Below are 17,704 nucleotides of genomic sequence, written 5' to 3' on the forward strand. Positions count from 1 at the left end.
CGAACGAGGACCTGTGGAGCAGTTGGTTAGCTCGCCACCCTGTCAAGGTGGAGGTCGCGGGTTCAAGTCCCGTCAGGTTCGCAGTAACGACAGGGCCCGTATCCCCCAGGGATACGGGCCCTGTCGCATTCCCCGACGGCACGGCACGGCGTGCACGACCGGCTCCGGGAAGATCGCGGGCCGTACGGCCGCCGCAGGCACGGGAGGTGCACTTTCCCCCATGAACGCCCGTGACGAGCTCAGAGCGCTCCTGAGAGCCCACCTGGCGGCCTCGGGCGGACGCCGCCACCTCACGCGTCACTGCCTCCTCTGCCACCGGCTCACGCGGCTCGCTCGGAAGGCGGAGCGGGAGGCGGGGCGGGAATCTCCGCCGGGGGCCGAAGGTCCCTCTCCGGCGTGACCTCTGCCGTCCGGCCAGCCCCATTACGGGCGCAATGCCGGATGTACAAGAGTTGTTAGCTGTGACGGGAGTCACCACATGAGTTTTTGAGACGCCCACGTTTATCACGCGCCTACGCCTCTTCGATTTAATATGTGCAATGGCACCCCCTCCCATCCCGCTCCCGAGGGGGCCCTCCGACGCGACATCCGCACCCGCGTCAGGGCATAAAAAAAGATCGCGCTGGACCCGGCGGAGTCCAGCGCGACCGACGGCTGAAGAACCTGTTGGGGCAGGTCCAGGGCCGTATGAAGCCATGTGGGTTTCATCGGATTGGGGGATCCGATATCGACCCGGTAAAAGGTTGTGCTGCGGGACCTCAGGCCTCGCTGCGCTGCTGCGGAATTCCCGCGAGCAGAGCGCGAACCTCGGCCTCGCGGTAGCGGCGGTGCCCACCCAGGGTGCGGATGGACGTGAGCTTGCCAGCCTTGGCCCAGCGAGTGACCGTCTTCGGGTCCACGCGGAACATCGTGGCAACCTCAGCCGGGGTCAGCAGCGGCTCGGCATCAGGGGTGCGAGCGGTCATGAGCGGCCTCCTCGGGAGAACCGAACCATCTCGGTTCTTTCCTCTAAATTCTGCACCTTGGCCCTCGTTGCCCGAAATGGACAGACGAAGGCCGAGTCGGTTATAGGACGAACGGCTTGTCCTCGGCACTACAACTACACCATCTGTCCAGCCTCGTCGGCCAAACCGATGGAATTGCCCTCCGAGGTGTTCATCAGCGGCGGAAGCCGATGGACCGTCCCATAACGGACAGTCACCCCACCGTAACGATCAGTCACAGAGCGATCAGGAGTCGCTAGACCCCCCATAGCGTGCAATGTCGAGCAATCCGCCCAAAGTTGGGCGGAAGGAACCCTCCCCGGACTCCTTGTCCTATTTTGGCACGAGGGTAGGGGAAGGGCGCAAGGGTGTGGAAAGTGCGGTCCGTCACGCTTGAGCCAATGGCCCGGATCGGGACGTAGGTCCTGGCACTAAGACCCTAATGAGTGAATCGTCCTGAAGTACCACGGGTTGTGGCCGTTCGGACGATACGGCTAGTTGGCGAACAGTCTCTCCCGAACAGCCCGCCAACGGTCGGCCAATATGACGTACGTCTCTACGGCACCTTCGGTGTCCCCCGCCCGCAGCGCCGCGATGCCCGCCGCCAGTTCCGCCGCCGACCGGTCCCGCTCCAGCCCCGCCGCCGGCAGTCCGTGGACCAGCCCGCCGTAGTCCAGCTCGACCATCGAGCGCGGATGGAACTCCTCCAGCCAGCTGCCGACCTCGACCAGGCCGTCCGCCAGCGCCCCGTACCCCTCCGCCTCGCGCAGGGTCCGCAGCCCGCGCGCGAGCCTGCGGCGCGCCTGGACCATCGGCGTCCGGTAGCGCAGCGACTCCCCGGGCACGTACTCCCGCTCCTCGTCGGCGACCAGGACGAACCAGCGCAGCGGGACCTGCCAGACCGCCGTGCGGATCCACGGGCGCGCGTCCGGGTTCCGCTCCCGCCAGGCGTCGTACTCCTCGGCCGCCCGGCGGCGCACCCCCGGCGGCAGGGCCGCGTCCAGCACCGGGCGCGGGAAGTCGGCCACCAACTCCTGCAGCGCCAGCCAGCCCCGCAGCCGGGTCCGCCACGGACACACCAGCAGCACCCCGTCCCACTCCGCGGTGAAGGCGTCCGCGCTCTCGTGCGCCGGCACCCCGACCAGCGGCACGCGCACCAGGTCGGCCAGCGACCGGCGCAGCTCGTCCTGGGCGGTCGGGGTGTGCCCGCGCCGGGCGTAGTCGGCCCAGTGCGCGCGCTCCGGCTCCGCGAAGGCGGCCAGGGGTTCGTACACGCGCAGGTAGGACGCGTAGGGGATGGTCGGTGCCCGGCGCGCGCTGGGCAGCCGGGGATCGGGGGATTCGCTCACGCTCTCGTACTCCCCCGCGCCGGGCGCCCGTACGCCGCCGCGCGCCCCCGACAGGGGAGAAATCCGCTCAGAAGTCCGAACGGCCGTCCGATCCCCGGACAGGGCGCTCCGGCGCGGCCCGCAGGTCTTACGCTGCTCCCAACAACGCCCTCCCCACCCGCAGGAGGGCGCTTCCCGCCGCATCTCATCCATGGGAGTCACCACCGTGACCGAAATGACCGACGGCGTCCTGCACACCCTGTTCCGCACGGAACAGGGCGGCCACGAGCAGGTCGTGCTCTGCCAGGACCGCGCCAGTGGCCTCAAGGCCGTCATCGCCCTTCACTCCACCGCCCTGGGCCCCGCCCTCGGCGGTACGCGCTTCCACGCGTACGCCTCGGACGAGGAGGCCGTCCTCGACGCCCTCAACCTCGCCCGCGGCATGTCGTACAAGAACGCCCTCGCCGGGCTCGACCACGGCGGCGGCAAGGCCGTGATCATCGGCGACCCGGACGTCCTCAAGAGCGAGGAACTGCTGCTGGCCTACGGCCGGTTCGTGGAGTCCCTCGGCGGCCGCTACGTCACCGCCTGCGACGTCGGCACCTACGTCGCCGACATGGACGTCGTCGCCCGCGAGACCCGCTGGGCCACCGGCCGCTCCCCCGAGAACGGCGGCGCCGGCGACTCCTCGGTGCTCACCGCCTTCGGCGTCTTCCAGGGCATGCGCGCCAGCGCCCAGCACCTGTGGGGCGACCCGACCCTGCGCGGCCGCAAGGTCGGCGTCGCGGGCGTCGGCAAGGTCGGCCACCACCTGGTGGAGCACCTGCTGGCGGACGGGGCGGAGGTCGTCATCACCGACGTCCGCGCCGAGTCCGTGCAGCGGATCCTGGACAAGCACCCGGGCAAGGTGACGGCGGTCGCCGACACCGACGCGCTGATCCGGCTGGCGGGACTGGACATCTACGCGCCCTGCGCGCTCGGCGGCGCCCTCGACGACGTCACCGTGCCGGTCCTCACCGCGAAGGTGGTGTGCGGTGCGGCGAACAACCAGCTCGCGCACCCCGGCGTCGAGAAGGACCTCGCGGACCGCGGCATCCTCTACGCGCCGGACTACGTGGTCAACGCGGGCGGCGTGATCCAGGTCGCCGACGAGCTGCACGGCTTCGACTTCGACCGCTGCAAGACCAAGGCGACGAAGATCTTCGACACCACGCTGGCCATATTCGCACGTGCGAAGTCGGACGGGATTCCGCCGGCTGCGGCGGCCGACCGGATCGCCGAGCAGCGGATGGCCGAAGCGCGCGCCGCGCGGGGCTAGTCAACGGATTCGATCGACGGGTCGGCGCCCGGTGGAGACCGGCGCCGGCCCCGGTTTTCGGCCCGTGTGCACCCGCCGGGGTTGCGGAGAGACGGAACTCACTGCGCTTCGGCGGGTCGCTCGCCAATATAGGGTTAAAATCGCAGCTGACCAGCGAGTACGGGGCGTCTCGCAGGCACTGTGCCGGGGCACGTCATGCGGGCGGCGTACCGTATGGCCGCGGAAGCAGGTACCGTTAAAGCCCTACGGACGGTCTCTCCACGGAGAGCCCGCTCCGAACCATGAACGCGTGTCAGACTCTGGGGCCGTCGAGCCCCGTCACCGAGGGGGTCGAGCCATGGGGCGCGGCCGGGCCAAGGCCAAGCAGACAAAGGTCGCCCGCCAGCTGAAGTACAACAGCGGCGGGACTGACCTCTCGCGTCTGGCCAATGAGCTGGGCGCATCGCCGACGGAGCCGCTGCCTGTCAGCGCGCCGGTCGAGGTCGATGACGAGCTGGACGACGACGACGACCCGTACGCCAAGTACGCGAAGTTGTACAACGGCGATGACGAGGACGAGGACGAAGAGTCCGGTCCGTCGGCGCAACGTCGCGGCGCTTGACGCATCCAGCGTCTACACCGCACCACCAGCATCCGAACAACACGGAAACCCGGTCCAGGGCCAAAGCCCCGGACCGGGTTTCCGTGCGTTCCCGGCCCCTTCGCCGGTCCTGCCGAGCTCAGCTCGCGTAGTCGCCCGTGAGGGTCGAGCCCTCGGTGTGCGCGCCGCGGCCCTGGATCTCGCCGGCGACCCAGGCGTCGACGCCCCGGTCGGCCAGCGCGGTCAGGGCCACGTCCACGGATTCCTGCGGAACCACGGCGATCATGCCGACGCCCATGTTCAGCGTCTTCTCCAGCTCCAGGCGCTCGACCTTGCCGGCGCGGCCGACCAGGTCGAAGATCGCACCGGGGGCCCAGGTCGAGCGGTCGACCGTGGCGTGCAGGTGGTCCGGGACGACCCGGGCGAGGTTGGCCGCGAGGCCGCCGCCCGTGATGTGCGAGAAGGCGTGGACCTCGGCGGTGCGGGTGAGGGCCAGGCAGTCCAGCGAGTAGATCTTGGTCGGCTCCAGGAGCTCCTCGCCGAGGGTCCGGCCGAGCTCCTCCACGTGCCCCTCCAGCGCCATCTTGGCCTGGTTGAGGAGGACGTGGCGGACCAGCGAGTACCCGTTCGAGTGAAGCCCGGACGACGCCATCGCGATGACGGCGTCCCCCGTACGGATGCGGTCCGCGCCGAGCAGGGCGTCGTACTCGACGACTCCCGTACCGGCGCCGGCGACGTCGAAGTCGTCCGGACCGAGCAGACCCGGGTGTTCGGCGGTCTCGCCGCCCACCAGGGCGCAGCCGGCCAGGACGCAGCCTTCGGCGATGCCCTTGACGATGGCCGCGACACGCTCGGGGTGGACCTTGCCGACACAGATGTAGTCGGTCATGAAGAGCGGCTCGGCGCCGCAGACGACGATGTCGTCCATGACCATCGCGACCAGGTCGTGGCCGATCGTGTCGTACACGCCGAGCTGGCGGGCGATGTCCACCTTGGTGCCGACGCCGTCGGTCGCCGAGGCCAGGAGCGGGCGCTCGTAGCGCTTGAGGGCGGAGGCGTCGAAGAGGCCGGCGAAACCGCCGAGGCCGCCGAGGACCTCGGGGCGCTGCGTCTTCTTCACCCACTCCTTCATCAGCTCGACGGCGCGGTCGCCCGCTTCGATGTCGACGCCCGCGGCTGCGTAGCTGGCACCGGTGGTCTTCTCTGTCATGACAGGGATGAGCTTTCGTGTCGTTACTGCGGTTACTGCGGGTGCGTGATCAGGGACGACGGAGCGCGTCGGCGGCGTCCTTGCCGCCGGCCAGCTCGGTCTCCAGGAGCTGCTTGCCCAGCAGCTGCGGATCGGGCAGCTCCATGGGGTACTCGCCGTCGAAGCAGGCCCGGCAGAGGTTCGGCTTCTGGATGGTCGTCGCCTCGATCATCGAGTCGAGCGAGATGTACGAGAGGGAATCGGCACCCATGGAGGTGGCGATCTCGTCGACCGTCATGCCGTTGGCGATCAGCTCCGCACGGGTGGCGAAGTCGATGCCGAAGAAGCAGGGCCACTTCACGGGCGGGGAGGAGATCCGGATGTGGACCTCGGCCGCGCCGGCCTCGCGGAGCATCTTGACCAGGGCGCGCTGGGTGTTGCCGCGGACGATCGAGTCGTCGACGACCACCAGGCGCTTGCCCCGGATGACTTCCTTGAGGGGGTTCAGCTTCAACCGGATGCCGAGCTGGCGGATCGTCTGCGAGGGCTGGATGAAGGTCCGGCCGACGTAGGCGTTCTTGACCAGGCCGACCCCGTACGGGATCCCGCTGGCCTCGGCGTAGCCGACGGCGGCGGGCGTGCCCGATTCCGGTGTCGATATCACCAGGTCGGCTTCGGCCGGGGCTTCCTTGGCCAGGCGGCGGCCCATCTCGACGCGTGAGAGGTACACGTTCCGGCCGGCGATGTCGGTGTCCGGGCGCGCCAGGTAGACGTACTCGAAGACACAGCCCTTGGGCTTCGCTTCCGCGAATCGGGAGGAACGCAGACCGTTCTCGTCGATCGCGATCAGCTCGCCCGGTTCGACCTCGCGGACGAAGCTGGCGCCGCAGATGTCGAGGGCGGCGGTCTCGCTCGCCACCACCCAGCCGCGCTCCAGGCGGCCGAGGACCAGCGGGCGGATGCCCTGCGGGTCACGGGCGGTGTAGAGCGTCCCCTCGTCCATGAAGACGAGCGAGAAGGCGCCCTTGACCAGCGGGAGGACCTTGGTGGCCGACTCCTCGATGGTCAGGGGGCGGCCGTCGTCGTCCGTCTGCCCGGCGAGCAGGGCCGTCACGAGGTCCGTGTCGTTGGTCGCGGCCACCTGGGTGGCACGGCCGTCCTGTCGGGGGAGGTCGGCGACCATCCCCGCCAGCTCGGCGGTGTTCACCAGATTTCCGTTGTGACCCAGGGCAATGGAGCCGTGGGCCGTCGCACGGAAGGTGGGTTGCGCGTTCTCCCACACGGAGGCTCCGGTGGTCGAGTAGCGGGCGTGACCGACCGCGATATGACCTTGGAGGGATCCGAGGGAGGTTTCGTCGAAGACTTGGGACACGAGGCCCATGTCCTTGAAGACGAGGATCTGGGAACCGTTGCTCACAGCGATTCCCGCGGACTCTTGTCCGCGGTGCTGCAGTGCATACAGTCCGAAGTAGGTGAGCTTGGCGACCTCTTCACCCGGAGCCCAGACACCGAAGACGCCGCAAGCGTCCTGGGGGCCCTTCTCACCGGGGAGCAGGTCGTGGTTGAGTCGTCCATCACCACGAGGCACGCTTTGAGTGTAGGCGAGATCGACCACTGGTCCGAATTGGCGAAGGCCAGGAAATGTCACAGTGCGGACAGTCCGGTAAACCGGACGCAGGGTGACCGTCTCGATATCCGGGATGCCCTGGTTGACAGGTACCTGTGGGTTCGCACAAGCTCCCCTCCATGCAGCCCCTCGGTGACCTGCGCGTCACCCTCGTCGAGCGTCGCCACGTAGACCTGGTCCGTGTCGCGAGCGCTATCTGTCGCTGTTCCGCGTAACCACTCACATTTCGCGGTTCTTTCCCCTTTTCTGACCCTTTCTGGGTCTTTTCTGTCTGGGCCGGCCGGAGACTTCCGTCGGCGGCTCCGCCCTGGACTGGAGTACCTCTGTGAGCACGAACCGATCCGAGCTGTCCCGGCGCGCCTTCGGCGGTGCGGTGGGAGCCGGCGCGGCCACCGCCGCCGTCGGTCTCGCCGCCTCCCCGGCGCAGGCGGCCCCGGCCGCCGACGCCGCGCCCGGGGCGCAGTACGCGCAGCCCCGGGAACGGGAGTTCAAGGCGGCCCGCGGCCGCTCCGGGCGCCGCCCGAACATCCTGTTCATCCTCGGCGACGACCTGGGCTGGGCCGACCTGTCCTCCTACGGCGCCCCGCACATCAAGACCCCGAACCTGGACCGACTGGCCCGCCAGGGAGTCCGCTTCACCGACGCCTACTCGGGGTCGGCGACCTGCTCGCCGACCCGGTTCAGCCTCTACACCGGCCGCTACCCGGGCCGCACCAAGGGCGGACTGGCCGAGCCGATCGCCGACAGGACGGCGGGGCTGGAGCCCACCCACCCCACGCTGGCCTCGCTGCTGCGCTCCGCCGGCTACGCGACCGCGCTGATCGGGAAGTGGCACTGCGGCTACCTCCCCGACTACAGCCCCACCAAGTCCGGTTGGGACGAGTTCTTCGGCAACTTCGGCGGAGCCCTGGAGTACTACTCCAAGCTGGGCCTGGGCGGCGAGTACGACCTCTACGAGGGCGACGCCGAGTACAAGGACCTGCGGTACTACACCCGGATCCTGACCGAGCGGGCGAGCGAGTACGTCGGCCGCCGCCACGACAAGCCGTGGCTGCTGAACCTGAACTTCACCACCCCGCACTGGCCTTGGATAGCCGACGGCGACACCGAGGCGAGCCAGGAGGTCGTCCGCCGGATCAAGGCGGGGGACGGGCGCGCGCTGTGGCACCAGGACGGCGGCTCGGTCGAGAAGTACCGGCAGATGGTCGAGGACCTCGACCGCTCGGTCGGCGAGGTGCTCGCCGCGCTGAAGCGCTCCGGGCAGGAGGACGACACCCTCGTCTTCTTCGCCAGCGACAACGGCGGCGAGCGCTTCTCCTACAACTGGCCGCTGACGGGCAACAAGGCCGCCTTGCAGGAGGGCGGGATCCGGGTCCCCACCATCGTCCGCTGGCCGGCCCGGATCGACGGCGGCCAGGTCAGCCACGTGCCGGTGGTCACCCCGGACTGGACGGCGACCCTGCTGGAGCTGGCCGGGGCCCGTCCCGACCGGGCCTACCCGCTCGACGGCAGGAGCCTGGCCGGGTACCTGCTGCGCGGCGAGAAGGCCCCGCAGCACGACCTGTTCTGGCGGGTGCGCGGGGAGCGGGCGCTGCGCCGGGGCGACTGGAAGTACTACCGCGGCAAGGGGGGCCGCGACCAGCTGTTCAACCTGGCGGGGGACCTGCGCGAGCAGGCCGACAAGGCGGCCCTGGAGCCGGCCCGCCTCGCGGAGTTGCGGGCGGCCTGGGAGAAGACGGACGCGGGACTGCTCCCGTACCCGGCCTGATCCCGCACCGCACGGGGCGTCGGCCGATCAGCTCATCAGGGGGAGCAGCGCGCGGAGGTCGGCGCGCTCGCCGCTGGCCCGGACCCGGGCGTCCGCCAGGGCCTCGGCCCAGCCCTCACGGCCGGTGGCGAGCCGGATCCAGGTGATCGGGTCGGTCTCCACCACGTTCGGCGGGGTGCCCCGGGTGTGCCGGGGTCCCTCGACGCACTGGACCACCGCGAAGGGCGGTACGCGGAACTCCACCGCTCCGCCCGGCGCCTTCACCGCGAGGGCGTCGGCGAGCAGCCGGGTGCAGGCGGCCAGGGCCTGGCGGTCGAGCGGAACCTCGATGCCGGTGGCGCGCCGCAGGTCATCGGTGTGCACGACCAGCTCGACGGTACGGGTGACCAGGAAGTCGGCCAGGGTCATGGCCCCGATCCACAGGTCCAGGACCCGGCTGCCGGGGTGCGCCTCCAGCGCCTCGGCCAGCCGGGCCCCGGCCCGGTCGTACAGCTCCGCGAGCGGGGCCCCCTCCAGGGTCTCCTTCGCCGCCTCGGCGATCTTCCCCGCCAGGGAGGCCGTGGCGGAGGGCCACTCCTCGACGGCCAGTTCGGCGACGGCGGCGGGCGGCCGGGCGAGTCCGGCGGCCAGCGAGTCGGCGATCCAGGCGATGTGCGCGGCGAGTTCGGCGACGGACCAGTGCCCGACCCCGCTCGGCCCGGCCAGCTGCTCGGGGTCCAACCCCCGTACGGCGTCGCGGACATGACCGAACTGGGCGAGGACGGCCGTGCGGGTCCTGGCGTGGTCGTAGGTGCGCGGCTTCTTCTTGGCGGGCGGCATGGGCCGACCCTACGCGTCCCGGGTCCACCGGGACGCGCGCGCCGTCAGGACTTCGGGGCCGGCGGCAAGGTGGCCGCGCAGCCCGCCTCCGTCGCCGCGCGCAGGGCCGCCTCGCGGGCCAGCCCCGCCAGGAAGTCGGGCTCGCCGCGGAGCACACCGTCCCACTCGGCCGCGGCGGTCACCCGCACGGAGGTCACGGCGCCGGACGCCGTCGGATCGGCGCACTTCGCGATCGCCGTGACGCTGCGCGGGCCCTGTTCGAAGCGGCTGTCGCCCGGTTCGGCGTCCTTGGAGGAGGTCACCGTGAGGGAGAGGAACTCCCGCATCTCCTGCTGGCCCTCGAAGGTCACCGCGCGCCGCAGCACGCACAGCTGCGCTCCCGCCGGGCCGGCGTCCATCGTGTTCCCGCCAACCCGCATCACCACGTCCGGGTCGACCAGCCCCCGGCAGGCCGTGGTGATCTCGGACCGGCTCCGCGCGCGGTCCCCGTAGCGGTCGTAGACGAACCAACCGGCCACCCCTGCGGCCACCAGGACCACCGGCAACCCGACCCCGAGGAGCCATCGGCCCCGACTGCGCGACATGTCGCCCCCGTTCCCCCGCCGGCCCCGCACCGACGACGGTGCGGGCTGCCCGCTCGATCGAACGGACGAGCCCCCGCCCGGATCGGTTCCGGACGGGGGCTCGGCTCGCGACGCAGCGGCGGCTCAGGCGAGCAGCGCCGGGATGGTCGCCTCGTGCGCGGTGCGCAGTTCCTCCAGGGTGAGCGTGAACTCGCCCTGGATCTCGATCTCTTCGCCGTCCACGACGCCGATGCGGGTGGCGGGCAGGCCGCGCGCGCCGCACATGTCGGTGAAGCGGAGTTCCTCGCTGCGCGGGACGGCCACGATGGCCCGGCCGGCGGACTCGGAGAAGAGGAAGGTGAAGGCGTCCAGCTCCTCCGGGACCACGATCCGCGCGCCGTTGCCGCCCTTGAGGCAGGACTCGACGAGCGCCTGGACGACACCGCCGTCGGACAGGTCGTGCGCGGCGTCGATCATGCCGTCGCGCGAGCCCGAGATGAGGATCTCGCCGAGCAGCTTCTCGCGGCCCAGGTCCACCTTGGGCGGCAGGCCGCCGAGGTGCTGGTGGACGACCTCGGACCAGGCGGAGCCGCCCAGTTCCTCGGCCGTGTCGCCCAGCAGGTACAGCAGCTGGCCGGCCTCCGCGAACGCCATCGGCGTGCGGCGGTTGACGTCGTCGATCACACCGAGGACCGCCACGACCGGAGTCGGGTGGATCGCGGTGTCACCGGTCTGGTTGTAGAGCGAGACGTTGCCGCCGGTGACCGGGGTGCCCAGCTCCAGGCAGCCGTCCGCGAGACCGCGGGTGGCCTCGGCGAACTGCCACATGACGTCCGGGTCCTCGGGGGAACCGAAGTTCAGGCAGTTCGAGATCGCCAGCGGCTTGGCGCCGGTCGCCGCCACGTTGCGGTACGACTCCGCCAGCGCGAGCTGCGCGCCCGCGTACGGGTCCAGCTTCGCGAAGCGACCGTTGCCGTCCGTGGACATCGCCACGCCGAGGTTGGTCACCTCGTCGATGCGGACCATGCCGGCGTCCTCGGGCTGCGAGAGCACCGTGTTGCCCTGCACGAAGCGGTCGTACTGGTCGGTGATCCACGACTTCGACGCCTGGTTCGGGGAGGACACCAGGGCCAGGACCTGCGCGCGCAGCTCCTCGGAGGTCTGCGGACGGGCCAGCTTGTTCGCGTCGTCCGCCTGCAGCGCGTCCTGCCAGGAGGGGCGCGCGTAGGGGCGGTTGTAGACCGGACCCTCGTGGGCGACCGTGCCCGGGGGCACGTCCACGATCTGCTCGCCGTGCCAGAAGATCTCCAGGCGCTCGCCCTCGGTCACCTCACCGATGACGGTGGCGATGACGTCCCACTTCTCGCAGATCTCCATGAAGCGGGCCACGTACTGCGGCTCCACGATCGCGCACATGCGCTCCTGCGACTCGCTCATGAGGATTTCCTCGGGCGAGAGCGTCGCGTCGCGCAGCGGGACGGTGTCCAGCTCGACGCGCATGCCGCCGGAACCGGCCGAGGCCAGCTCGGAGGTGGCGCAGGAGAGCCCGGCGCCGCCGAGGTCCTGGATGCCGGCGACCAGCTTCTCCTTGAAGATCTCCAGGGTGCACTCGATGAGGAGCTTCTCCTGGAAGGGGTCGCCGACCTGCACCGCGGGGCGCTTGGTGGGCTTCGTGTCGTCGAAGGTCTCGGACGCGAGGACCGAGACGCCGCCGATGCCGTCGCCACCGGTGCGGGCGCCGTAGAGGATGACCTTGTTGCCGGGGCCGGAGGCCTTGGCGAGGTGGATGTCCTCGTGCTTCATCACGCCGATGCAACCGGCGTTGACCAGCGGGTTGCCCTGGTAGCAGGCGTCGAAGACGACCTCGCCGCCGATGTTCGCCAGACCCAGGCAGTTGCCGTAGCCACCGATGCCCGCGACGACGCCCGGCAGGACGCGCTTGGTGTCGGGGTGGTCGGCGGCGCCGAAGCGCAGCGGGTCCACGACCGCGACCGGGCGGGCGCCCATGGCCAGGATGTCGCGCACGATGCCGCCGATGCCGGTGGCCGCGCCCTGGTAGGGCTCGATGTACGACGGGTGGTTGTGCGACTCGACCTTGAAGGTGACCGCGTAGCCCTGGCCGACGTCGACGACACCGGCGTTCTCGCCGATCCCGACGAGCATCGCGTCGTTCTCCGGGATCTTCTCGCCGAACTGCTTCAGGTGGACCTTGCTGCTCTTGTACGAGCAGTGCTCGGACCACATGACGGAGTACATGGCGAGCTCGGCGCCGGTGGGGCGGCGGCCGAGGATCTCGCGGATCCGGGCGTACTCGTCCTCCTTGAGGCCGAGTTCCTTCCAGGGCTGGGAGGCGTCCGGGGTCTCGGTGGCGTTCTTGACGGTGTCGAGGCTCATGCGCTGACCAGCTTCTTCAGGACCGAGGTGAAGAACGGGAGGCCGTCGGTGCGGCCGGTCCCGATCAGCGGTTCCACCGCGTGCTCCGGGTGCGGCATGAGGCCGACCACGTTGCCCGCGGCGTTGGTGATGCCCGCGATGTCGCGCAGGGAACCGTTCGGGTTCACGTCGAGGTACCGGAAGGCCACGCGACCTTCGGCCTCCAGTTCGTCGAGCGTGTGCTCGTCGGCGACGTAGCGGCCGTCCATGTTCTTCAGCGGTACGGAGATCTCCTGGCCGGCGGTGTAGTCACTGGTCCACGCGGTCTCCGCGTTCTCCACGCGCAGCTTCTGGTCGCGGCAGATGAAGTGCAGGTGGTTGTTGCGGAGCATCGCGCCCGGCAGCAGGTGGGCCTCGGTGAGGACCTGGAAGCCGTTGCAGATGCCGAGGACGGGCATGCCCGCCTTGGCCTGCTCGATGATGGTCTCCATCACCGGCGAGAACCGGGAGATGGCTCCGGCGCGCAGGTAGTCGCCGTAGCTGAAGCCGCCCGCGAGGACGACCGCGTCGACCTGGTGCAGGTCCTTGTCGCGGTGCCACAGCGAGACCGGCTCGGCCCCCGCGAGGCGGACGGCGCGCAGCGAGTCACGGTCGTCGAGCGTTCCGGGGAACGTGACGACTCCGATGCGAGTGGTCACCGTCAGGCCTCGACCTTCACGGTGAAGTCTTCGATGACGGTGTTGGCGAGGAACGTTTCGGCCATCTTGTGGATGCGGTCGAGGGCGGCCTGGTCGACCGGTCCCTCCACCTCCAACTCGAAGCGCTTCCCCTGGCGGACGTCGGCGATCCCTTCGAAGCCCAGGCGCGGCAGTGCACGCTGCACCGCCTGGCCCTGGGGGTCGAGGATCTCCGGCTTGAGCATGACGTCGACTACGACGCGTGCCATCGGGCACTCCCGTGTGGTGGTTGGTGCGAAGGCGGTTCCATCAGCGTACCCGGCCAAAATTTCTACGCGGGTAGATATCGGACGGAGACCCCCGTCGGGCGGTTTCGGCTTCACCAACGCTTCGCAAAATCCCTCGGAAAAACACGCACTCGGGATTGCGGCGGGACACGCGGAGCGAATTAACTGGGCTTCGCTATACAACGTGAATCACGGTACAAAGGAATCCCCCCGAAAACCGGGGGAAAGAAGCAATGCTCCGAAGCATCCACACAGTCGGCATCACCCCACGTCAACCCGTGCCGGTGCCGCACGAAGGGACCGATATCCGTGGCGCAGCGCGTAGTAGTCACGATCTCCGACGACATCGACGGCGGAGAAGCGGCGGAAACGGTCGTCTTCGCTCTGGACGGTAAGTCGTACGAGATCGACCTCAATGTCGCCAACGCAAAGAAGCTCCGCAAGGGTCTGGCTCCTTACGTGGCGGCGGGGCGCCGGCAGTCCCGCTCCGGGAAGACCTTCAAGCACACGTCGATCGCCCCCGACCCGGCGGTCGTCCGCGCCTGGGCGCGCTCCAACCAGCTCGACGTGCCGCCCCGCGGCCGCATCCCCAAGAAGGTCTACGAGGCGTACAACGCCGCCCACTGACCCCCGATTTGCCATCCACCCCCAGGGATCGGCTAGTGTGTGGATCACGCCGAGGGGCCAGACCGCAGGTCAAAGCCCCGAAGGTCGTGCGGGTGTAGTTCAGTAGCAGAACATCCCTCTTCCAGGGGGAAGGCGCAGTGTGCAATTCCTGTCACCCGCTCTGCACGCTTTACCGACCACTGTGGTGGATCGGGTAGAGTGATGCTCGCAACCGCTTGATGGCCCCCTTCGGGAAGCGATCATCGCGCGTTTGCGGACGTAGCTCAGTTGGTAGAGCACCACCTTGCCAAGGTGGATGTCGCGAGTTCGAGTCTCGTCGTCCGCTCTTGATTCAAGAGTTTCATCAGAAGGCCCCAGTCATCGACTGGGGCCTTCTGCGTTGGCTCTCGCGCCCCGAGCGCCCCGGGGTCTGCCGATCTGCGATGACAAATGTCATCGGTCGTGGTGACAGCGCGCACTGACCCGCTCCCGGAACCGGCCGGAGGCTGGGGTCATGACTGACACCGAGCGGACAGTGATCGAAGCCGAGGGGGTGCGCCGCGGCTATTCGGGCGGGTTCGAGGCCGTGCGCGGCGTCTCCTTCTCCGTCGCCCGCGGCGAGGTCTTCGCCCTCCTCGGCACCAACGGGGCCGGGAAGACCTCCACCGTCGAGCTGCTGGAGGGGTTGGCCGAGCCGAGCGCGGGCCGGGTCCGGGTCTTCGGGCTCGACCCCTTCCGCCGGCGGGCGGCCGTGCGCCCCCGCACCGGAGTGATGCTCCAGGAGGGCGGCTTCCCCTCCGACCTGTCCGTCGCGGAGACCGTCCGGATGTGGTCCGGGGTCACCAGCGGCGCCCGCCCGGGCGCGGAGGTGCTGGAGCTGGTGCGGCTCGGGGAGCGGGCGGACGTACGGGTCAAGCAGCTGTCCGGCGGGGAGCGGCGGCGGCTCGATCTGGCGCTGGCCCTGCTCGGGCGGCCCGAGGTGCTCTTCCTCGACGAGCCGACCACCGGCATGGACCCGGAAGGGCGCCGGGAGACCTGGGCGCTGGTGCGGGCCCTGCGGGAGGAGGGCACCACGGTGCTGCTGACCACGCACTACCTGGAGGAGGCGCAGGAGTTGGCGGACCGGCTGGCGATCCTGCACGAGGGGGAGCTCGTCCTGTCCGGCACCCCGGCCGAGGTGAGCGCGACCCGGCCGGCCCGGATCCGGTTCACCCTGCCCGCGGGGGTGGCGGCGGCCAGGCTGCCGCTGGCGCTGCGGGCCGCCGCCGACGGGCAGCGGGTGGAGATCCGTACCGACCGGCTCCAGTCGACGCTCGGCGAGCTGCTGCGCTGGGCGGAGGGGGCCGCGGTGGAGCTGGCCGGGCTGGACGCGCGCTCCGCCTCGCTGGAGGAGGCCTTCCTGGAGATCGCCCGCAACCGCCGCGCGGACGAGCGCGCCGACGCGACGGCGGGAAGCCGATGAGCCCGACGGGCGGGACCGCGACCCGCGGCGCGACCGGCGGCCCGCGCCTCCCGGACCTGAGGGCGCGGCGGATCGCCGCCCTCGGCCGGTCCGAAATCACCCTCCTGGTCCGCAACCGGGCCGCGCTGTCCGTGGCGCTGCTGATGCCGCTGGCGCTGGTCCTCTCCCTGCGCTCCACCCTCAGCGCGAACGGCGCGGCCGCCGTCGGCGAAGCCACCCTGACCGGCGGCATCGGCACGGTGCTGCTGCTCGTCGTCCACATGAACCTCGTCTCGGCGTACGTCGCCCGGCGCGAGGAGCTCGTCCTCAAGCGGCTGCGCACCGGCGAGGCCGGGGACCTGGAGATCCTGGCCGGGACCGCGCTGCCCGCCGCCGTGCTGGCGCTGGCGCAGAGCGCCGTCCTGGTCCTCGCGGGGGCGCCCGTACTCCACGTGCCCGGCCCGCGCGCCCCCGCGGTGCTCGTCCCCGCGGTCCTCGCCGGGATCGTGCTGCTGGCCGGACTCTCGGCCCTCACCAGCGCGTTCACCCGCAATGTGGAGAGCGCGGGCCTGACCACGCTCCCGCTCTTCCTCGTCTCGATGCTCGGCTCGGGGCTGTTCGTGCCGGCCGACTCGCTGCCCGACGGCGTCGGGCGGGTGGCCGAACTGCTGCCGCTGAGCGGGGTGATGACCCTGGTGCGGGCGGGCTGGGCGGGCGGGGACGCGGCCCTGCTCGCACCGGCCGCGACCACGCTGGCCTGGATCGCCGGCACGGTGTTTGCTGTGGGTCGGTGGTTCCGCTGGGAACCGCGGCGCTGAGCCGTGCGATGCCGCCACCAGGGGGGAACGGGTCTGTGTCCAGGTTGACCGGGTGGTGGAAGGACCGCGGCAGCGCGGCCAAGGTCGAGCTGTACACCCGCGGTTCGTTCCACTTCTTCGCGGCCACGGAGTTCCTGTCGATCGGGCTGTTCCCGGTCATGTCGTCCGAGAAGAGCGGCCGGCTCGGCGTCCTGGTCCTCCTGTTGGTCTGCGCGCACTCCGCGCTGTGCGGGTTGCTCACCTCGCGCGCGCTGGACCTCGTGGTGGGCCGGCGCGAGCGCCCGGCGCGCCTGGCCCTCGCCACCACGGCGGTCAGCGGCGCGGTGGTGGTCGTCCCGCTCGCCCTGATGACGGACCCCGCCCTGCTCGATCCGAAGGTGGGCTCGACGGTGGTGGTCGGGGCGGTCGGCTTCGGCTCCGCGGCGCTGACGATGGCGCTCAAGTCCGCCCGCCGCGCGCGGTACGTGCCCCCGGCCGCGGCGCTCGCCACCGCGCTGGCGGCCCTCGCGCTGGGCCACGGCGGCCTGTTGGCCCTCGGGTTGCTGGTCGGAGTGCTGCTCAGCAGCCCGCTGCTCTACTGCACCCACGCCTTCTCCAGCTGGCTGCTGGCCACGGTGTGGGAGCTGGACCGGGCGCGGGAGCTACAGGCCCGGCTGGCGGTCGCCGAGGAGCGGCTGCGCTTCGGCCGGGACCTGCACGACGTGATGGGCCGCAACCTGGCGGTGATCGCGCTCAAGAGCGAGCTGGCGGTCCAGTTGGCGCGGCGCGGGCGCGCGGAGGCGGTGGACCAGATGGTCGAGGTGCAGCGGATCGCGCGGGAGTCGCAGCGCGAGGTGCGGGACGTGGTGCGGGGCTACCGCGAGGCCGATCTCGGGGTGGAGCTGGAGGGAGCGCGCGGGGTGTTGAGCGCCGCCGGCATCGACTGCCGGGTCGAGCTGTCGGAGCCGCCGGAACTGCCGGTGGCGGTGCAGTCCGTGCTGGGCTGGGTGGTCCGCGAGGCGACCACCAACGTCCTGCGGCACACGGACGCCCGCGGCTGCCTGATCCGGCTGACGGGCGGGGACGAGGGGGCGGTGGTGCTGGTCGTCGAGAACGACGGGGCGCCGCCGGAGCCGGCCGGGGCCGGTCGGGAAGGGGGATCGGGGCTCGCGGGGCTGCGGGAGCGGCTGGCGGCGCTGGGGGGTTCGCTGGAGGCGGGGACCGTGCCGGCCGCCGGGTCGGGCGTCTTCCGCTTGCGGGCCGAGGTGCCGGGGCAGCGGCCGCGGGCGGAGCACACGCACGAGGAGGCACGGACGTGAACGCGGACACCGCCGGCGGGACGGACGGT

18 protein-coding genes and 3 tRNA genes are annotated in these 17,704 nt (G+C 70.8%); 12 read left to right on the plus strand and 9 right to left on the minus strand.

Translation table 11 applies throughout. The features are described 5' to 3' along the window. Positions 1 to 7: 7 nt before the first annotated feature. Both ACZ4UB_RS00215 and ACZ4UB_RS00220 read left to right on the plus strand, forming a co-directional pair. Positions 8 to 81 (plus strand) — tRNA-Asp (locus ACZ4UB_RS00215). Positions 82 to 220: 139 nt separating this feature from the next. Continuing rightward, the gene (locus tag ACZ4UB_RS00220; protein WP_468067320.1) at positions 221 to 400 is read left to right on the plus strand and encodes a DUF6274 family protein; all 180 of its coding nucleotides are present in this window, start codon (positions 221 to 223) and stop codon (positions 398 to 400) included. Between the two features lie 358 nt (positions 401 to 758). Here the strand turns inward: ACZ4UB_RS00220 and bldC are convergent, their stop codons facing one another. Next, positions 759 to 965 (minus strand): developmental transcriptional regulator BldC, encoded by a 207-nt coding sequence (gene bldC, locus ACZ4UB_RS00225; protein ID WP_003949541.1) that lies wholly within the window; start codon positions 963 to 965, stop codon positions 759 to 761. A gap of 512 nt (positions 966 to 1,477) precedes the next feature. Then, positions 1,478 to 2,332 carry a DUF8083 family protein gene (locus tag ACZ4UB_RS00230; protein WP_468067321.1) on the minus strand — a complete coding sequence of 285 codons (855 nt, stop codon included), beginning with the start codon at positions 2,330 to 2,332 and terminating at the stop codon, positions 1,478 to 1,480. 190 nt (positions 2,333 to 2,522) lie between these two features. On the opposite strand from ACZ4UB_RS00230, the gene ACZ4UB_RS00235 reads away from it, so the two are divergent. Continuing rightward, positions 2,523 to 3,629: a Leu/Phe/Val dehydrogenase gene (locus ACZ4UB_RS00235; protein ID WP_354378989.1), complete on the plus strand. Its 1,107-nt coding sequence runs from the start codon at positions 2,523 to 2,525 to the stop codon at positions 3,627 to 3,629. Between the two features lie 337 nt (positions 3,630 to 3,966). Then, a complete protein-coding gene (locus ACZ4UB_RS00240) occupies positions 3,967 to 4,230 on the plus strand; it encodes a DUF3073 domain-containing protein (RefSeq protein WP_468067322.1) in 264 nt (87 codons plus the stop codon). A 118-nt stretch (positions 4,231 to 4,348) separates the two neighbouring features. Here ACZ4UB_RS00240 and purM read toward each other — a convergent pair whose 3' ends face one another. Together purM and purF are read right to left on the minus strand one after the other, a co-directional pair. Further along, positions 4,349 to 5,419, minus strand: a complete 1,071-nt coding sequence (gene purM / locus ACZ4UB_RS00245) for a phosphoribosylformylglycinamidine cyclo-ligase (RefSeq protein WP_468067323.1) — start codon at positions 5,417 to 5,419, stop codon at positions 4,349 to 4,351. A 49-nt stretch (positions 5,420 to 5,468) separates the two neighbouring features. Continuing rightward, positions 5,469 to 6,986, minus strand: a complete 1,518-nt coding sequence (gene purF, locus ACZ4UB_RS00250) for an amidophosphoribosyltransferase (protein ID WP_351048873.1) — start codon at positions 6,984 to 6,986, stop codon at positions 5,469 to 5,471. Positions 6,987 to 7,144: 158 nt separating this feature from the next. Here purF and ACZ4UB_RS00255 point away from each other — a divergent pair, with 158 nt between their 5' ends. Together ACZ4UB_RS00255 and ACZ4UB_RS00260 are read left to right on the plus strand one after the other, a co-directional pair. Beyond that, positions 7,145 to 7,240: a putative leader peptide gene (locus ACZ4UB_RS00255; protein ID WP_354378985.1), complete on the plus strand. Its 96-nt coding sequence runs from the start codon at positions 7,145 to 7,147 to the stop codon at positions 7,238 to 7,240. A 110-nt stretch (positions 7,241 to 7,350) separates the two neighbouring features. Beyond that, the gene (locus ACZ4UB_RS00260; protein WP_468067324.1) at positions 7,351 to 8,793 is read left to right on the plus strand and encodes a sulfatase-like hydrolase/transferase; all 1,443 of its coding nucleotides are present in this window, start codon (positions 7,351 to 7,353) and stop codon (positions 8,791 to 8,793) included. A gap of 27 nt (positions 8,794 to 8,820) precedes the next feature. On the opposite strand, the gene ACZ4UB_RS00265 is transcribed toward ACZ4UB_RS00260, so the two are convergent. The 5 genes from ACZ4UB_RS00265 to purS form a co-directional block, all read right to left on the minus strand. After that, positions 8,821 to 9,612, minus strand: a complete 792-nt coding sequence (locus ACZ4UB_RS00265; protein WP_468067325.1) for a maleylpyruvate isomerase family mycothiol-dependent enzyme — start codon at positions 9,610 to 9,612, stop codon at positions 8,821 to 8,823. Positions 9,613 to 9,656: 44 nt separating this feature from the next. Then, positions 9,657 to 10,196 (minus strand): hypothetical protein, encoded by a 540-nt coding sequence (locus ACZ4UB_RS00270; RefSeq protein WP_468067326.1) that lies wholly within the window; start codon positions 10,194 to 10,196, stop codon positions 9,657 to 9,659. 123 nt (positions 10,197 to 10,319) lie between these two features. Further along, positions 10,320 to 12,569: a phosphoribosylformylglycinamidine synthase subunit PurL gene (gene purL, locus ACZ4UB_RS00275; RefSeq protein ID WP_468067327.1), complete on the minus strand. Its 2,250-nt coding sequence runs from the start codon at positions 12,567 to 12,569 to the stop codon at positions 10,320 to 10,322. Beyond that, positions 12,566 to 13,246: a phosphoribosylformylglycinamidine synthase subunit PurQ gene (purQ, locus tag ACZ4UB_RS00280; RefSeq protein ID WP_468067328.1), complete on the minus strand. Its 681-nt coding sequence runs from the start codon at positions 13,244 to 13,246 to the stop codon at positions 12,566 to 12,568. Before purQ ends, purL begins: the two co-directional genes overlap by 4 nt. A gap of 2 nt (positions 13,247 to 13,248) precedes the next feature. Next, on the minus strand, positions 13,249 to 13,494 hold the full coding sequence (purS, locus tag ACZ4UB_RS00285; protein ID WP_030009438.1) for a phosphoribosylformylglycinamidine synthase subunit PurS: 246 nt from the start codon (positions 13,492 to 13,494) through the stop codon (positions 13,249 to 13,251). Positions 13,495 to 13,821: 327 nt separating this feature from the next. On the opposite strand from purS, the gene ACZ4UB_RS00290 reads away from it, so the two are divergent. From ACZ4UB_RS00290 to ACZ4UB_RS00315, 6 genes are all read left to right on the plus strand, one after another. Further along, on the plus strand, positions 13,822 to 14,139 hold the full coding sequence (locus ACZ4UB_RS00290; RefSeq protein WP_354378979.1) for a histone-like nucleoid-structuring protein Lsr2: 318 nt from the start codon (positions 13,822 to 13,824) through the stop codon (positions 14,137 to 14,139). Positions 14,140 to 14,227: 88 nt separating this feature from the next. Beyond that, positions 14,228 to 14,299, plus strand: a tRNA-Gly gene (locus ACZ4UB_RS00295). Positions 14,300 to 14,391: 92 nt separating this feature from the next. After that, positions 14,392 to 14,464, plus strand: a tRNA-Gly gene (locus tag ACZ4UB_RS00300). Between the two features lie 168 nt (positions 14,465 to 14,632). After that, positions 14,633 to 15,580: an ABC transporter ATP-binding protein gene (locus ACZ4UB_RS00305; protein ID WP_468067329.1), complete on the plus strand. Its 948-nt coding sequence runs from the start codon at positions 14,633 to 14,635 to the stop codon at positions 15,578 to 15,580. After that, the gene (locus ACZ4UB_RS00310; RefSeq protein ID WP_468067331.1) at positions 15,577 to 16,377 is read left to right on the plus strand and encodes an ABC transporter permease; all 801 of its coding nucleotides are present in this window, start codon (positions 15,577 to 15,579) and stop codon (positions 16,375 to 16,377) included. Before ACZ4UB_RS00305 ends, ACZ4UB_RS00310 begins: the two co-directional genes overlap by 4 nt. Positions 16,378 to 16,412: 35 nt before the next feature. Then, complete coding sequence (locus ACZ4UB_RS00315; protein ID WP_468067333.1) at positions 16,413 to 17,675, plus strand: sensor histidine kinase; 1,263 nt, start codon at positions 16,413 to 16,415, stop codon at positions 17,673 to 17,675. Positions 17,676 to 17,704: the final 29 nt, after the last annotated feature.

The organism is Streptomyces sp. NPDC028419 (genome assembly GCF_055565515.1).

Excerpts from the sequence above, each read along its gene's own strand:
- purM (WP_468067323.1), bottom strand. The coding sequence starts at position 5,419 with ATGACAGAGAAGACCACCGGTGCCAGCTACGCAGCCGCGGGCGTCGAC.
- ACZ4UB_RS00265 (WP_468067325.1), bottom strand. The coding sequence starts at position 9,612 with ATGCCGCCCGCCAAGAAGAAGCCGCGCACCTACGACCACGCCAGGACC.
- ACZ4UB_RS00220 (WP_468067320.1), top strand. The coding sequence starts at position 221 with ATGAACGCCCGTGACGAGCTCAGAGCGCTCCTGAGAGCCCACCTGGCG.
- purL (WP_468067327.1), bottom strand. The coding sequence starts at position 12,569 with ATGAGCCTCGACACCGTCAAGAACGCCACCGAGACCCCGGACGCCTCC.
- ACZ4UB_RS00310 (WP_468067331.1), top strand. The coding sequence starts at position 15,577 with ATGAGCCCGACGGGCGGGACCGCGACCCGCGGCGCGACCGGCGGCCCG.
- bldC (WP_003949541.1), bottom strand. The coding sequence starts at position 965 with ATGACCGCTCGCACCCCTGATGCCGAGCCGCTGCTGACCCCGGCTGAG.
- ACZ4UB_RS00270 (WP_468067326.1), bottom strand. The coding sequence starts at position 10,196 with ATGTCGCGCAGTCGGGGCCGATGGCTCCTCGGGGTCGGGTTGCCGGTG.
- purS (WP_030009438.1), bottom strand. The coding sequence starts at position 13,494 with ATGGCACGCGTCGTAGTCGACGTCATGCTCAAGCCGGAGATCCTCGAC.
- ACZ4UB_RS00235 (WP_354378989.1), top strand. The coding sequence starts at position 2,523 with ATGGGAGTCACCACCGTGACCGAAATGACCGACGGCGTCCTGCACACC.
- ACZ4UB_RS00305 (WP_468067329.1), top strand. The coding sequence starts at position 14,633 with ATGACTGACACCGAGCGGACAGTGATCGAAGCCGAGGGGGTGCGCCGC.
- ACZ4UB_RS00240 (WP_468067322.1), top strand. The coding sequence starts at position 3,967 with ATGGGGCGCGGCCGGGCCAAGGCCAAGCAGACAAAGGTCGCCCGCCAG.
- ACZ4UB_RS00255 (WP_354378985.1), top strand. The coding sequence starts at position 7,145 with ATGCAGCCCCTCGGTGACCTGCGCGTCACCCTCGTCGAGCGTCGCCAC.